Source organism: Sphingomonas phyllosphaerae, assembly GCF_029623345.1.
Classification (GTDB): domain Bacteria; phylum Pseudomonadota; class Alphaproteobacteria; order Sphingomonadales; family Sphingomonadaceae; genus Sphingomonas; species Sphingomonas phyllosphaerae_C.
This window is the reverse complement of the sequence record NZ_JAPYKH010000028.1, coordinates 14,570-28,084: the sequence shown is the minus strand read 5'-3', so window position 1 is coordinate 28,084 and position 13,515 is coordinate 14,570. Positions and strand designations below refer to the sequence as shown.

At 69.8% G+C, this 13,515-nt stretch carries 10 protein-coding genes; 7 read left to right on the top strand and 3 right to left on the bottom strand.

The genetic code is table 11. The features are described from left to right. The first annotated feature begins 86 nt into the window (after nucleotides 1-86). The 4 genes from QBJ89_RS18490 to QBJ89_RS18475 all read left to right on the top strand — a co-directional run bounded on the left by QBJ89_RS18490 (nucleotide 87) and on the right by QBJ89_RS18475 (nucleotide 6,081). Nucleotides 87-1,079, top strand: coding sequence for a glycoside hydrolase family 43 protein (locus tag QBJ89_RS18490; RefSeq protein ID WP_277981942.1), 993 nt, complete (start codon nucleotides 87-89; stop codon nucleotides 1,077-1,079). A 124-nt stretch (nucleotides 1,080-1,203) separates the two neighbouring features. Continuing rightward, nucleotides 1,204-4,020, top strand: coding sequence for a TonB-dependent receptor (locus QBJ89_RS18485; protein WP_277981941.1), 2,817 nt, complete (start codon nucleotides 1,204-1,206; stop codon nucleotides 4,018-4,020). 191 nt (nucleotides 4,021-4,211) lie between these two features. Next, nucleotides 4,212-4,553, top strand: a complete 342-nt coding sequence (locus QBJ89_RS18480; protein ID WP_431522556.1) for an SWIB/MDM2 domain-containing protein — start codon at nucleotides 4,212-4,214, stop codon at nucleotides 4,551-4,553. Between the two features lie 118 nt (nucleotides 4,554-4,671). Beyond that, nucleotides 4,672-6,081, top strand: a complete 1,410-nt coding sequence (locus tag QBJ89_RS18475; RefSeq protein WP_277981940.1) for a M20/M25/M40 family metallo-hydrolase — start codon at nucleotides 4,672-4,674, stop codon at nucleotides 6,079-6,081. A gap of 198 nt (nucleotides 6,082-6,279) precedes the next feature. On the opposite strand, the gene QBJ89_RS18470 is transcribed toward QBJ89_RS18475, so the two are convergent. Next, on the bottom strand, nucleotides 6,280-6,855 hold the full coding sequence (locus tag QBJ89_RS18470) for a TetR family transcriptional regulator C-terminal domain-containing protein (protein WP_277981939.1): 576 nt from the start codon (nucleotides 6,853-6,855) through the stop codon (nucleotides 6,280-6,282). Nucleotides 6,856-6,902: 47 nt separating this feature from the next. Here QBJ89_RS18470 and QBJ89_RS18465 point away from each other — a divergent pair, with 47 nt between their 5' ends. Continuing rightward, nucleotides 6,903-8,078, top strand: coding sequence for an aromatic ring-hydroxylating oxygenase subunit alpha (locus QBJ89_RS18465; RefSeq protein ID WP_277981938.1), 1,176 nt, complete (start codon nucleotides 6,903-6,905; stop codon nucleotides 8,076-8,078). Nucleotides 8,079-8,280: 202 nt separating this feature from the next. Further along, nucleotides 8,281-9,894, top strand: a complete 1,614-nt coding sequence (locus QBJ89_RS18460) for a phytoene desaturase family protein (protein WP_277981937.1) — start codon at nucleotides 8,281-8,283, stop codon at nucleotides 9,892-9,894. Here QBJ89_RS18460 and QBJ89_RS18455 read toward each other — a convergent pair. Continuing rightward, on the bottom strand, nucleotides 9,866-11,176 hold the full coding sequence (locus QBJ89_RS18455; RefSeq protein WP_277981936.1) for an amino acid permease: 1,311 nt from the start codon (nucleotides 11,174-11,176) through the stop codon (nucleotides 9,866-9,868). The two genes, QBJ89_RS18460 and QBJ89_RS18455, sit on opposite strands and share 29 nt — an antisense overlap. On the opposite strand from QBJ89_RS18455, the gene QBJ89_RS18450 reads away from it, so the two are divergent. After that, nucleotides 11,175-12,773 carry a tetratricopeptide repeat-containing sulfotransferase family protein gene (locus QBJ89_RS18450; RefSeq protein ID WP_277981935.1) on the top strand — a complete coding sequence of 533 codons (1,599 nt, stop codon included), beginning with the start codon at nucleotides 11,175-11,177 and terminating at the stop codon, nucleotides 12,771-12,773. The genes QBJ89_RS18455 and QBJ89_RS18450 overlap by 2 nt on opposite strands. A 184-nt stretch (nucleotides 12,774-12,957) precedes the next feature. Here the strand turns inward: QBJ89_RS18450 and QBJ89_RS18445 are convergent, their stop codons facing one another. After that, the gene (locus QBJ89_RS18445; protein WP_277981934.1) at nucleotides 12,958-13,446 is read right to left on the bottom strand and encodes a GAF domain-containing protein; all 489 of its coding nucleotides are present in this window, start codon (nucleotides 13,444-13,446) and stop codon (nucleotides 12,958-12,960) included. Between the last annotated feature and the right edge of the window lie 69 nt (nucleotides 13,447-13,515).

Genomic DNA, 13,515 nt, shown 5'->3' with positions numbered 1-13,515 from the left:
GACGTCCCCGCCCCGACGCGGGCCTGCGCCGGTGCGCGAGCGTCATATCCTTGCAAAGCCAATGCTAAGCGCGCCATGGCCGTGACATGTCCCATGCGCTTCGCCTGCTCGCCACCGCCGCTATGCTGCTCGCAGCCTCGCCGGTCCGCGATGTACCACAGCACGCGCTCCTCGACTCCGCCCCCGATCCCTTTGTCGTCGCTCATGGCGGCTGGTATTATGTCGTGGCGACGCGCGGCGACCGTCTCGCGATCCGCCGCACGCGCGATCTCGCCCGCCTCCGCGAGGCCGACGAGAAGACCGTCTGGCAGCCACCGGCACGCGGCGCCAATGCGCGGTCGATCTGGGCGCCCGAACTCCACCGCCTCAACGGCCGCTGGTATATCTACTACACGGCTGCCGATGCCGAGCACGACGACGACTTGCATCGCGGTGTCTTCGTGCTCGAGAACCGCGCCGCAGACCCGCTCGCCGGGCGCTGGATCGATCGCGGCCGGGTCAACACCCGACTGCCGGGGCTTGATGGCACGGTTTTCAGCGCGCGCGGCCGATCCTGGTTCGTCTATTCCGCTTACGACGGGCCCGATAGCGTCCTCGCGATCGCGGCGATGCGCAACCCGTGGACGCTGACCGGACCCGAGCGCGTGATCGCCCGTCCCGACCGGGCGTGGGAGCGGCAAGGCGGCCGTCAAATCCTTGAAGGTCCAGCCTTCGTCCGCGGCCCGCGCGGCGACCTCTTCCTCAGCTATTCGGGCAGTGCCTGCTGGTCGGATGGCTATGCCGTCGGCCTGCTCCGCGCGCGCCCAGACGCGAACCTGCTCGATCCCGGCAGCTGGACCAAGGCGGCGCGGCCGATCCTCGCATCGAGCCCCAGTGCGCGGGTGTTCGCGCCCGGTCACAATGCCTTCTTCCAGCCCCGCCACGGCGAGACCTGGATCGTCTACCACGCCAACAAGGCAGCGGGGCAGGGCTGCACCGCTCGGCGCGCCCCCCATGTCGCCCGCGTGCGCTGGAGCGCGGCGGGTGCGCCGGAGGTGCCGCTCACCCGACGCGCGCTGCCGGCGCCGCTCCGCCACTGAATATTCCTGCTTCAGGTCAGCAAGGTTGTCGCTACGTCTTACCTATTTATCTGATAAGTCGATGTCATAGCGGACCGACGCGCGACGCAGCGGGCGGCCCGACGACCAAGTCAGGAGAGGTCCCATGCGCCACACGCTCGCGCTGTCAGTATCCGTGGTGGCGCTGACCGCCGCCGCTCCCGCGCTCGCACAACAGGGCAGTACGCCGCCCAACGCGCAGCAGACGCCGCCCGCCAGCAATGCCGACGCTGCCGCGGGCAGCGATAGCGCGCCGCTTCCCGACGCCGACGTGGCCGCGCCGCCCGCCGCCGCGCCCGACACCGCCGCGCCCGGCACCGCGACCACCGGCGACGAGATCGTCGTCACCGGCATCCGCGCCAGTCTCGCGCGCGCGGCCGAGATCAAGCGCTCGGCGCCGCAGGTGGTCGACTCGATCGTGGCGCAGGACATCGGCAAATTCCCCGATCCCACCACCGCGGCCGCGCTGCAGCGCGTGCCTGGCGTGCAGGTGACGGTCGGCGGCAACAACGAGATCGTCAACCCGCTCGTCCGCGGCCTGCCCGACATCCTCACCACGCTCGACGGCCGCGAGATCTTCACTGCGGAGGGGCGCGGCTTCGCCTTCCAGGACCTGCCGGCGGAGGCGGTGGCGCGGGTCGACGTCTTCAAGTCGAACACCGCCAATCTGATCGAGGGCGGCGTCGCCGGCACGATCGACCTGCGGCTCAACAAGGCGTTCAACTACACCGAGCCGACGATCGCGCTGAGCGGCAAGCTCAACTACCCGTCCAACGCGGAGAAGCTCGGCCCGCAGGTCAGCTTCCTCGCGACCGACCGATGGGACACCGGGATCGGTGAGATCGGCGCGCTGATCAACGTCTCCTGGTACGACATGCCGTACAACCGGCCGAGCAACTACGTCGCCGACCGCCGCTCGGGCAACGGCGGACCGGCGGGCGCCGAGGGGTTGATCCTGCCGATCTCGACGGGCGGCCTCAACGAATATGGCCGCTATCAGCGCCCCCAGGCCAACGCCTCGCTGCAATGGCAGGCGAGCCCCGCGCTCGAGGTCTATGTCGACGGCCTCTACTCGGCCTATCGCAGCAAGTTCACCACCGGCTTCTACGAATATCGGCTGAGCACGGCGCGCAGCGTCACCGGCGTCGACCGGCCGGACAATTGCTTCACCGCGGCGATCGCACCCAATCGCGGCAACCCTGATCCCACCACCGATCCGGCGACGATCACGCAGCAGAACCTCTGCTCGTTCAACGCGGCGACCTTCAACGATCTCGAGGCCTTCACCTCGACCCAGGCGCACGACAATCGCACCGACACCTGGCTCGCCGCCGGGGGCTTCCGCTTCGACCAGGGGCCGGCGAAGGCCAATCTCGACGTCAGCTACGAGCGCTCGATCACCAACAACGCCAATTTCATCGTCGACATCGGCAAGCGTGTGCCGAGCGTCACGTTGGGGCTGACCGACCCGAACCAGACCGCCGCGATCACCGCGCCCAACAACCCGATGGCGGACCCGGCCGGCTTCACCTTCATCAACGCGCTGTTCCAGGATTATTCGCGCGCCAGCGGCGGGCTGTTCGCGGCCAAGGCCGACGCCAGCTATGACGTCGGCACCATCCTCAAGACGATTGAGGTGGGCGGCCGCTTCGCCGATCGCACCGCCAATTTTCAGCAGGTCCAGCTCGGCGTTAATCCGCCGGGCGGCTCGTTCGCTACGCCGATCACCGCCACCGAGCTGCCGCTCGAGCGCGCGCCCGGCATCCCGCAGATCAACAACGGCGCGCCCTTCGTGCTGCCCTCGACCGACTATCTGCTGTCAGGGGCCGGGCAGCAGTCGCTGCGCGCCTTCTTCGGCGCGCCCGACGGGCAGCCGCCGTTCGATCCGACCCGCCGCTTCGACGTCGCGGAGAAGAGCTACGCCGCCTACGCCCAGGCGGGCTATGAGGTGCCGTTCGGCAGCGGACCGGTGGTGCTCGACGGCCGCCTAGGCGTCCGCCTCAGCAAGACCGATCGCGCGATCAGCGGCACCGGACTGGTCAGCGGCACGCCGGTGACGACCACATCCAAGACGAGCGACACCGACTGGCTGCCCAACGCCAGCGCGCGGCTCCAGCTCGGCGGCGGGCTCCAGCTCCGCGCCACCTATGCCAAGACGCTGGCGCGGCCGGGGTTCGGCTCGCTCAACCCGGGGCTGAACTATATCGTCTCGACCAACCCCAACATCCTCAACAGCGGCTCGGGCGGCAACCCGCAGCTGCGCCCGCAGAAGTCGGACAGCTACGACGCGACGATCGAATATTATTGGAAGGACGGCTATGTCGCGCTCGCGGGCTATTACCGCGACATCAGCGATCGCGTGATCACCGCCAGCACCGCCGAGCTGATCGACGGCATCACCTACAACATCTCGCGCCCGCGCAACGTCGGCTCCGCCAAGCTGAAGGGGATCGAGGCCAGCGCGCAGACCTTCTTCTCCTTCCTGCCGGGCGACCTCGCCGGTCTGGGCGCGTTCGGCAACTTCACGCTGGCGGACTCGGAGGTGGGCGGCGACGACCCCTTGTCTGGCTACCCGCTGCAGGGCGTCTCCAAGTACAATTTCAACGCCGGCCTGCTCTACGATCGAAGCGGCATCTCGGCGCGCGTGGTCTATACCTATCGCTCGAGCTATTTCGACGAGGACCGCTCGGGCACGCAGGACGTCCGCCCGGTCGGCTCGCCGGCGTGGCTCAACTATGTCCGCCCCAACGGCCGGCTCGACTTCAGCCTGGGCTATGACGTGACCAGAAACATCACCGTCACGGTCGAGGGCAGCAACATCCTGCGCTCGCGCTACCGCAGCTATTTCAACGAGGACTATCTGTGGCGCGACACCCGCACCGACGACAGCCTCTACGCGGTGAGCGTGCGCACGCGCTTCTGACCCCGGCGGCAGGGGCGCCCGCGCGCCGCCGCCGCGGCGGCATAGCGACCAATTATCGCGTCGAGCCGTTGGGAAGGCGGCAGAGACGCATCGTTTCACTTGCAGCGGCGTTCGCTCCGTGGGCAGAGTGGGACGGCAGAGCATCGGCCGATGCGCCGTGGGGACCATTTCTGCGGAAAGAGGAGAGTGTGATGGCACGATCAGCGGAGAAGCGCGGCAAGGACGAGACCGCCGCGGCCGAGAAGAAGGTCAAGTCGACCGGCAAGGCCGCCGGCGGCGCGCGCGGCGGCATCACCGCCCCGGTCACCCCGTCGCCCGAGCTGGCCGAGATCGTCGGCAAGAACGACCTGCCGCGCAGCGAGGTCGTCAGCAAGGTCTGGGAATATATCAAGAAGCACAACCTTCAGGACGAGAAGGACAGGCGCCAGATCAACGCCGACGCCAAGCTGGAGAAGATTTTCGGTAAGAAGTCGGCCAGCATGTTCGAGATGAACAAGCACCTCAGCGCACACCTGAGCGCGAAGAAGGCCTGACCAAGCCGGGCGCCGGGCTGCGTATCGCGGATGCGAGGCGGGCCCGGCGCAGCGATCCCGCTTGCGTCCGCGGGGCCGTGAGATACGCTTTGTCATTCAACGACAAAGGGCATCGTGCATGGCGATCGGGCGCAATCTCTTCCTTCTCGGCGCGGCGCTCGCGCTGACCGCGGCACCCGGCCTGGCGCAGACCCCGCCGGCCGACACCGGCGCGATCGGGTCCGACGCGCAGGCGCTCGATATCGCCAAGCGCGCGATCGCCTTCCGCAGCGTCGCCGGCGCGGGCAATCAGACGCCGCAGCTCGCCGCCTATCTCAAGTCGGTGCTGGTCGCCGGCGGCTTCGCCGACTCGGACGTGACGATCACCCCGGTCGACGACACCGCCTATCTGGTCGCGCGCTGGCGGGGCAGCGATCCCTCGGCCAAGCCGCTGGTGGTGTCGGGTCATATCGACGTGGTCGAGGCCAAGCCCGCCGACTGGCAGCGCGATCCGTTCACTCCCGTGGTCGAGAACGGCTATCTTTACGGCCGCGGCGCTACCGACATGAAGCTGGATGCCGCGGTGGCGATGACCGCGCTGCTGCGGATGAAGCATGCGGGGTTCAGGCCGCGCCGCGACATCGTGCTCGAATTCTCGGGCGACGAGGAGACGCGGATGAAGACCAGCGCGCTCATCGCCGAGCAGCTCAAGAACGCCGAGCTGGTGATCAACATCGATGGCGGCGGCGGGCGCTTCGCCGAGGACGGCAAGCCGCAGTTCTTCACCTGGAACGGCGCGGAGAAGACCTACGCCGATTTTGAGCTGACCGTCACCAACCCGGGCGGGCACAGTTCCGCGCCGCGGCCGCAGAATGCGATCAACCAGCTCTCCGCCGCCTTGGTGCGGATCGGGGAGTATCGCTTCACGCCGCAGCTCTCCGACGTGACGCGCACCTTCTTCCGCGAGGCGGCCAAGCAGAAGACCGGCGAGATCGCCGCCGCGATGCGCGCCTTCGCCGAGAACCCCAGCGACGCGAAGGCGATCACGGTGCTCGCCGCCGACCCTGCCTATGTCGGGCAGATCGGCACGACGTGCGTGTCGACGATGGTGTCGGGCGGGCACGCGCTCAACGCGCTGCCGCAGCGCGCCACCGCCAACATCAACTGCCGCATCTTTCCCGGCGTGAAGCCGGCCGAGGTCATGGCCACGCTCAAGCAGGTCGCGGCCGAGCCGGCGCTGGCGATTCGCGACGTGAGCGAGGGATCGGTGGCCAACGACGCCTCGCCGATGCGCGCCGACTTCGTCGCGGCGGTGACCAGGGCGGTGGGCAAGGCATGGCCCGGTGTGCCGGTCTTCCCCAGCATGTCGGCGGGGGCGAGCGACAGCATGTGGTTCCGCTACCACCATGTGCCGAGCTACGGCGCGAGCCCGACCTTCATCAAGGAAGCGGACGATTTCAGCCACGGCCTCAACGAGCGTACCGAGGTGCGTAATATCGCTCCCGGGATCCGCTACTACGTGTCGCTGTTTGGCGATCTGGCGAAGTGAGGCGAGGGCACAACCAGTGCGATCCGCAGGCGGAGCGGGCTTGCATGATCCGCTCCGCTTGACCGAGCACCGCCCCGGCGAAGGCCGGGGCCCAGGTGGGGACGCCGGTGCGACCCACGACGGCCTTCCCGACTGGACCCCGGCCTCCGCCGGGGTAACGGGGCATCAGATCGCGCTCCCGTCCTCTACGTCACGCCCTCACACCCCCGCCAGATATCCCGCCACTACCGCGCGCGCCTCCGCCGCCGAGAAGGCCCCCGGCGACAGGCACAGCTCCAGCCACAGCCCGTCGACCAGCGCGGTGAGTCCCACGGCCAGCAGCCGCCGCCGGTCCGCTTCCACGCCCGTCTCGCCCAGCAACACTTCGAGCCGCGCACGATAGCCCGCGTAATGCCGGACGTGGCTGGCCTGCATCGCCGCGCTGCCCTGCGCCAGGCTCCAGAAGGCGATCCAGGTCGCGAGCAGCGCGGGGTCGGCGATCGGGGGCGCGAAGCTCGCGTCGCAATAGGCCGCCAGTCGCGCGCGCGGTGACTCGCCCGCCGCGGCCACCGCCGCCTCCAGCGCGTCGCCGACGCGCGCGGCGACATGATCGTAGGTCGCCTCGACCAGCCGCTCGACGCCGCCGAAATGGTGCGTCACCAGCCCCGGTGAAACGCCCGCCGCCGCCGCGATCACGCGCACCGACGCACCCGCCGCGCCGCGTGCCGCCAGCACACGCGCGGTCGCGGCGATCAGCTCGGCGCGTCGCGCCTCGGGAGCGGCGCGCTTGCTCACGCAGCGAGGTTGTTATACGTTCGTGCAACAATCACGCGGGGGTCTCCATGCATCGCTCGACCGATCTGCCTTACGCCGATCCCGACGCGGATTGGAGCCTCCCCGGCTGGCTCTACTCCGACCCGGAGTATTTCGAACTCGAGTGCGCGCGCGTGATCCGCCCCTCGTGGCAGATCGTCTGCCACGAGAGCGACCTGGCCGAGCCGGGCGCGTGGCGGACGCTCGCTTATCTCGGCGAGCAGCTCGTGGCCGTGCGCGGCAGCGACGGCGCGATCCGCGGCTTCCACAACGTCTGCCGTCACCGCGCAATGCGGCTGGTGGAAGGGGCGAGCGGCTGCGCCCGAAAGCTGGTCTGTCCCTATCACGCCTGGGTGTACGAACTCGACGGCCGGCTATCGGGCGTGCCGATGAAAAGCGACTATCCCGCGCTCCGCCTGGAGGAGAGCGGGCTCGTTTCGGTCGAGCTCGAGACATGGCGCGGCTTCGTCTTCGTGCGGCTGGAGGACGACGGCGGGCCGAGCGTGGCGGCGATGATGGCGCCTTATGACGACGAGATCGCGCCCTATCGCTTCGAGGCGATGCGCCGCCTCTCCGACGTGCGCGAGCGCGAGCGACGGGTCAACTGGAAGAACGTCGGCGACAATTACTCGGACAATCTCCACATCCCGGTCGCGCACGACGGGCTGACGCGATTGTTCGGCAAGAGCTACGCGATCGAGGCGGCGGGTTGGGTCGACCGAATGTCGGGCGAACTGGTCGATCGCCTCTCGAGTGACCCGTGGGAGCGTTTCTACCAGACGCACCTGCCGCAGGTCGACCATCTGCCCGAGGCGAGCCAGCGGCGCTGGCTCTATTACAAGCTGTGGCCCAACATGGCGTTCGACCTCTACGCCGACCAGATCGACTTCATGCAGTGGCTGCCGCTGACGCCGACCACCAGCCTGCTGCGCGAGATGAGCTTTGCGCTGCCCGACGAGCGCCGCGAGATGAAGCTGGTGCGCTACGCCAACTGGCGGATCAACCGCACCGTCAACGCCGAGGATACCTGGCTGATCGAGCGCGTGCAGCAGGGGATGGCGTCGTCGAGCTACACCGCCGGGCCGATCGGCGCGAGTGAGGTGTGCCTGCGCAGCTTCGCCGCCAAGATCCGCGAGCGCATCCCCGAGGCGCGCCAGCACCGCGCCCCGTCGCCGGGCTGGTCGCGGCGGGTGCGCGGGGTGTGAGGGGCTGCCGTAGGCCGGGGCGGGCGCCCCTTACCTCCACCGGGTGCCGTCATCCTGAACTCGTTTCAGGATCCACCGTGCCACAAGAGCCGAGGCGACCGGAGGCGCGGGACGGTGGACCCCGAAACAAGTTCGGGGTGACGCCAGCCGGGTGGGGAAGGGCGGGCGGACAGGTCCGAGCACATGAACAAGGGGGAGCACCATGACGCAGCGGTACGACGCGATCATCATCGGCGGGGGGCACAACGGCCTGGTCTGCGCTTTCTACCTTGCGCGCGCGGGTCTCAAGGTGCGCGTGCTCGAGCGGCGCCACGTCGTCGGCGGCGCGGCGGTGACCGAGGAGTTCCACCCCGGCTTCCGTAACTCCACCGCCAGCTACACTGTCAGCCTGCTGCGCCCCAAGGTGATCGCGGACATGAAGCTGCACGATCGCGGCTATCGCATCATCGAGCGGACGATCAGCAATTTCTTCCCCTTCCCGGACACCTACCTCACGCTCGGCGGGGGTACCCAGCGCACTCAGGCACAGTTCGCGCGCTTCAGCCAGCGCGACGCCGACGCTTACCCCGCCTATGACGCGGCGCTGGAGCGCGTCGCGCAGGTGCTGCGCGACCTCGCGCTCGAGATTCCGCCCAACGCCGGCGGGGGGCTGCTCGAGCTGATCAGCGCGGCGCGCCAGGCGTGGCCGCTCGCCAAGCTCGACATCGCCGCGCAGCGCGACCTGCTCGACGTCTTCACCAAATCGGCGCGCGACTTCCTCGACGGCTGGTACGAGGACGATCACGTCAAGACCGCCTTCGCCTTCGACGCCGTGGTGGGCAATTACGCCGGCGTGTCGACGCCGGGCTCGGCCTATGTGCTGCTCCACCACGTCTTCGGCGAGGTGAACGGCAAGTACGGCGCCTGGGGTCACTCGGTCGGCGGCATGGGCGCGATCACCCAGGCGATGGCGGCGGCGTGCCTCGCCGAGGGCGTCGAGATCAGCGTCGAGGCGCCGGTCGCGCGCGTGCTGGTCGACGGCGGGCGTGCGGCGGGCGTGGTGCTGGAGAGCGGCGAAGAGATCGTCGCGCCGATCGTCGCTGCCAATGTCGGCCCGGCGATGCTATACCGTCAGATGGTCGCGGACCACGAGCTGCCCGAGGATTTCCGCCGCCGCATGGCGGGCTTCAAGACCGGCTCGGGCACGTTCCGGATGAACGTGGCGCTGAGCGAGCTGCCCGACTTCACCGTGCTGCCCGGGCGCGACCGGGCCGAGCATCACACCGCCGGGATCATCATCGCGCCGGGGATGGATTATATGGACCGCGCCTATGACGACGCGCGTGTCCACGGCTGGTCGCGCCAGCCGATCGTCGAGATGAAGATCCCCAGCACGGTCGACGACAGCCTCGCCCCGCCGGGGCAGCATGTCGCCAGCCTGTTCTGCCAGCAATTCGCGCCCGAGCTGCCAGATGGGAGGAGCTGGGACGAGGTGCGCGAGGAGGTCGCCGATCACATCATCGACACCGTCACCGCGCACGCGCCCAACTTCAAGGCCAGCGTGATCGCACGCCAGATCCACTCGCCGCTCGACCTCGAGCGCAAGTTCGGGCTGATCGGCGGCGACATCTTCCACGGGCGGATGAGCCTCGACCAATTATGGTCGGCGCGTCCGGTGCTCGGCCACGGCGACTATCGCGCGCCGATCCGGGGGCTCTACATGTGCGGCTCGGGTGCGCATCCTGGCGGGGGCGTGACCGGCGCGCCGGGCCACAATGCCGCACACGCCATCCTCGCCGACCGCAGGCTCAGCGCGCGCTGGCGCCGCCGCGCCTGACGACGAGATATACCGGCACGCCGGCGAGCAGCAGCACCAGCGCCCAGCCGTTCGCCTCCGCGCCGAGCCCGTAGGAGAGCCAGCCGACGAACACCGCCGCGATCACGCCGACGATGCGCGCGACGGGGTCGTCGCGCAGCAGCTTCACCGCGGCGAGCGCGCTGGCGAGATAGGCGAGCATGCCCGCGGCGAGCGACACCGAGGCGACGAAGGCGAACAGGTCGCCCATGCCGCGGGTGAAGTTGGCGAGCGTCACCGCGGTGACGAGCAGCCCGGCGACGACATGCGCGCGCGCCGGCGTGCCCTGCGCGGTCTCGCGCGCGAACCAGCGCGGGAACACGCCGCCCTGCGCCATTGCGCGCGGCACCTCGCCTTGGAGCAGTACGAAGCCGTTGAGCGTGCCGAGCGCGCTGACCGCCGCGAACAATGCGACGACCTGCGCGACGCCGCTGCCGAAGCCGATGCCGAGGAACGCCGCGATCGGCGCGGGCGAGGCAGCGACGGTGGCACGCGGCATCAGCGCGGTGATCGCGCTCGACACGATCAGGTAGATCACGCCGACGGCGGCGGTGCCGATCAGCGTTGCGCGCGGCACGGTGCGGCGCGCGTCGGCGACGCGGTCGGCCGGCACCGTCGCCGATTCGACCCCGAGAAAGCCCCAGAAGGTCAGCGCCGCCGCGCCGGCGGTGCCCGTCACCGTCAGCGGCACCGCCACGTCGTGCGCCACCGCGCCCCCGCCACGCGTCAGCAGCAGCCAGGCCGCGAGCAGCACCACCGCGGCGAGCGGCACCAGCTTGATCACCATCGTCACCATCTGCAGCCTCACCGCGAGGTCGACGCCGCGGATGTTGACCAGCACCGCCAGCCACACCAGCACCACCGCGGCAATCGCGGCATGCGGCGCCAGTGCGGGAAAGGCGAGGCTGAGCGCACTCACCACCGCCACCGCCACCGCGCCGTTACCCGCCCAGACGAGCGTCCAATAGCTCCACGCCGTGGCGAAGCCGATCACCGGCCCGAAAGCGGCGTCGGCGTAAGCGTAAGGACCGCCCGCGCGGGGGATCGCCGCGGCGAGCCGCGCGAACACGAACGACAGCGTCATCGCCCCCGCGATCGTCACCACCCAGCCGAGCGTTGCGTTGACCCCCAGCGGCGCCAGCGTCGCGGGCAGCAGGTAGATGCCCGAGCCGATCAGATTGCCCATCACCAGTGCCAGCAGACCCCAGAAGGTGAGCGCGCGGCTTGATCGCGCGGCGCCGGCGTGATTGTTGTGCTCTTCCATGTCCCTCGTGTCTGTCCGCGAACCCCGGCGTCTGCCGCCCCTGCTAGTCGACGCGGCGCTGGCGCTCCATGACAATCGCCTGGACGTCGCCGAGCCGCTGCTCCGCCACTATCTTAAAAGGGATCCGTTCGATGCGCGCGCGATCCGCATGCTGGCCGAGCTGGCGGGGCGGCTCGGACGCAACCGCGACGCCGAGACGCTGCTGCGTCGCGCGCTCGAGCTGGCCCCCGGCTTCACCGCAGCGCGTGCCAATCTCGCGATCGTGCTGTACCGCCAAAACCGGCCGACCGAAGCGCTCGCCGAACTCGACACGTTGCTCGCGGCCGAGCCTGAGCATCTCGGCCACGCCAACCTCAAGGCCGCGGCGCTGGGGCGGCTCGGCGGGTTCGACGAGGCGATCGCTTTGTACGAGCGCGTGCTCGCCGCCGCGCCGGCGCAGCCCAAGGTGTGGATGAGCTTCGGTCATATGCTCAAGACGGTGGGGCGACAGGCCGAGGGCGTCGCCGCCTATCGTCGCGCGATCGCGCTGCGGCCGGTGCTGGGCGAGGCGTGGTGGAGTCTCGCCAACCTCAAGACGGTACGCTTCGACCATGCCGACGTGGCGGCGATGGAGCGCGCGCTGGCCGAAGCGGGCGAGGACGAGGACCGCTTCCACCTCGATTTCGCGCTCGGTAAGGCGTGGGAGGAACGCGGCGACGCCGATCGCGCCTTCGCGCATTATGCCGCTGGCAACGCGCGGCGGCGGCTTGCGATCGCCTATGACGCCGACGCGACCGCGCGCTTCGTCGACGCCAGCGTCGCGCTCGCCACGCCCGATTTCTTCGGAGCGCGCACCGGCTGGGGCTGCCCCGCGCGCGACCCGATCTTCGTGCTCGGCATGCCGCGCGCCGGCTCGACGCTGATCGAGCAGATCCTCGCCTCGCACAGCCAGGTCGAGGGCACGACCGAGCTCCCCGACCTGCCCGCGATGGCGCGGCGGATCGGCGACTATCCCGCTGGGCTGGCCTCACTCACCGCCGCGCGCGCGCGCGAGCTGGGCGAGGAGTATCTGCGCCGCGCCGCGGTGCAGCGGCGCACCGATCGGCCGTTCTTCGTCGACAAACTGCCCAACAACTGGGCGCATATCGCGCTGATCCGCCTGATCCTGCCGAACGCGACGATCATCGACGCGCGCCGGGAGCCGCGCGCCTGCTGCTTCTCCAACTTCAAGCAGCATTTCGCGCGCGGGCAGGGCTTCAGCTACGACCTCACCGACATGGGCCGCTACTACCGCGACTATGTGCGGTTGATGGCGCGCGTCGACGCGGTCCAGCCGGCGGCGGTGCACCGCGTGATCCACGAGGAACTGGTCGACTCGCCCGAGCCGTCGATCCGCGCTTTGCTGGCGGCGTGCGGTCTCGCCTTCGAGGACGCGTGCCTCAGCTTCCACGCGACCGAGCGCGCGGTGCGCACCGCCTCGTCCGAGCAAGTGCGCCAGCCACTCTTCCGCGGCGGCGACCGGGCCTGGCGCGCGTTCGCCGCGCATCTTGGTCCGTTGGAGGCGGCGCTGGGAGCGGTCATCGCGACCTATCCGGAGGTGCCGGGCCGAGTCGCGTGAGCGGCGAAGCGATGGCGCGAGGCGCTCGTCCGTGCGCAACGCCAAATCCAGATTTTCGTCATCCTGAACTCGTTTCAGGGTCCACCGTGCCGCGAGCGCCGCGGGTATTTGATCGGGCGGCACCGTGGATCCTGAGACAAGCTCAGGATGACGCTTGAGAGCGGACGTAGTCGCGTAAGCGCCGCTAGGCCCCCAGCCGCATCGCGGCCCCACGGGCGAGCCGCTGCAACGCGCGGCATTGCGGCTCGGGCGGCGCGGTGCGGGGACGCTGGTCCACCGCGCACAGCATGCCGAGCGCCGCACCAGTCGCGTCGACCAGCGCGGCGCCGACATAGAAGCGCACCACCTCCGGGCCCTGCGCGATCGGCATGTGTGCGAACCGCGCGTCGGCCTGGAGGTCGGGGACGCATAGCACGCGATCCGGCTCGGCCATGCCATGGGCGCAGACGCACTCGTGGCGCTCGAGCCCGTGCAGCCGCGAGTTGAAGCGGCCGGCGACCCACAGCCGCTCGTCGACGATCGTGACGAGAGCGGCCGGCGTGCCGATCAATCCGGCCGCCGCGGCGGCGATCTCGTCGAGCTCCTCGGCGAGGCGCTCCCAGTTGGCAGACGAGATGCGCGCGATCGTGCGGGAGGGCGGAGGAGGGGCACGCAGGCTGGACCAGAGACGCATGGTGACTCGCCGGTGAAAGGCGTCTTCTTCTTACCGGGCCGGCATGAACAAGCCGTTCCGCTGTCGCTA

Coding starts and splice junctions, on each gene's coding strand:
- QBJ89_RS18490 (WP_277981942.1), top strand. CDS start 87: ATGTCCCATGCGCTTCGCCTGCTCGCCACCGCCGCTATGCTGCTCGCA.
- QBJ89_RS18485 (WP_277981941.1), top strand. CDS start 1,204: ATGCGCCACACGCTCGCGCTGTCAGTATCCGTGGTGGCGCTGACCGCC.
- QBJ89_RS18480 (WP_431522556.1), top strand. CDS start 4,212: ATGGCACGATCAGCGGAGAAGCGCGGCAAGGACGAGACCGCCGCGGCC.
- QBJ89_RS18475 (WP_277981940.1), top strand. CDS start 4,672: ATGGCGATCGGGCGCAATCTCTTCCTTCTCGGCGCGGCGCTCGCGCTG.
- QBJ89_RS18465 (WP_277981938.1), top strand. CDS start 6,903: ATGCATCGCTCGACCGATCTGCCTTACGCCGATCCCGACGCGGATTGG.
- QBJ89_RS18460 (WP_277981937.1), top strand. CDS start 8,281: ATGACGCAGCGGTACGACGCGATCATCATCGGCGGGGGGCACAACGGC.
- QBJ89_RS18450 (WP_277981935.1), top strand. CDS start 11,175: ATGTCCCTCGTGTCTGTCCGCGAACCCCGGCGTCTGCCGCCCCTGCTA.
- QBJ89_RS18455 (WP_277981936.1), bottom strand. CDS start 11,176: ATGGAAGAGCACAACAATCACGCCGGCGCCGCGCGATCAAGCCGCGCG.
- QBJ89_RS18445 (WP_277981934.1), bottom strand. CDS start 13,446: ATGCGTCTCTGGTCCAGCCTGCGTGCCCCTCCTCCGCCCTCCCGCACG.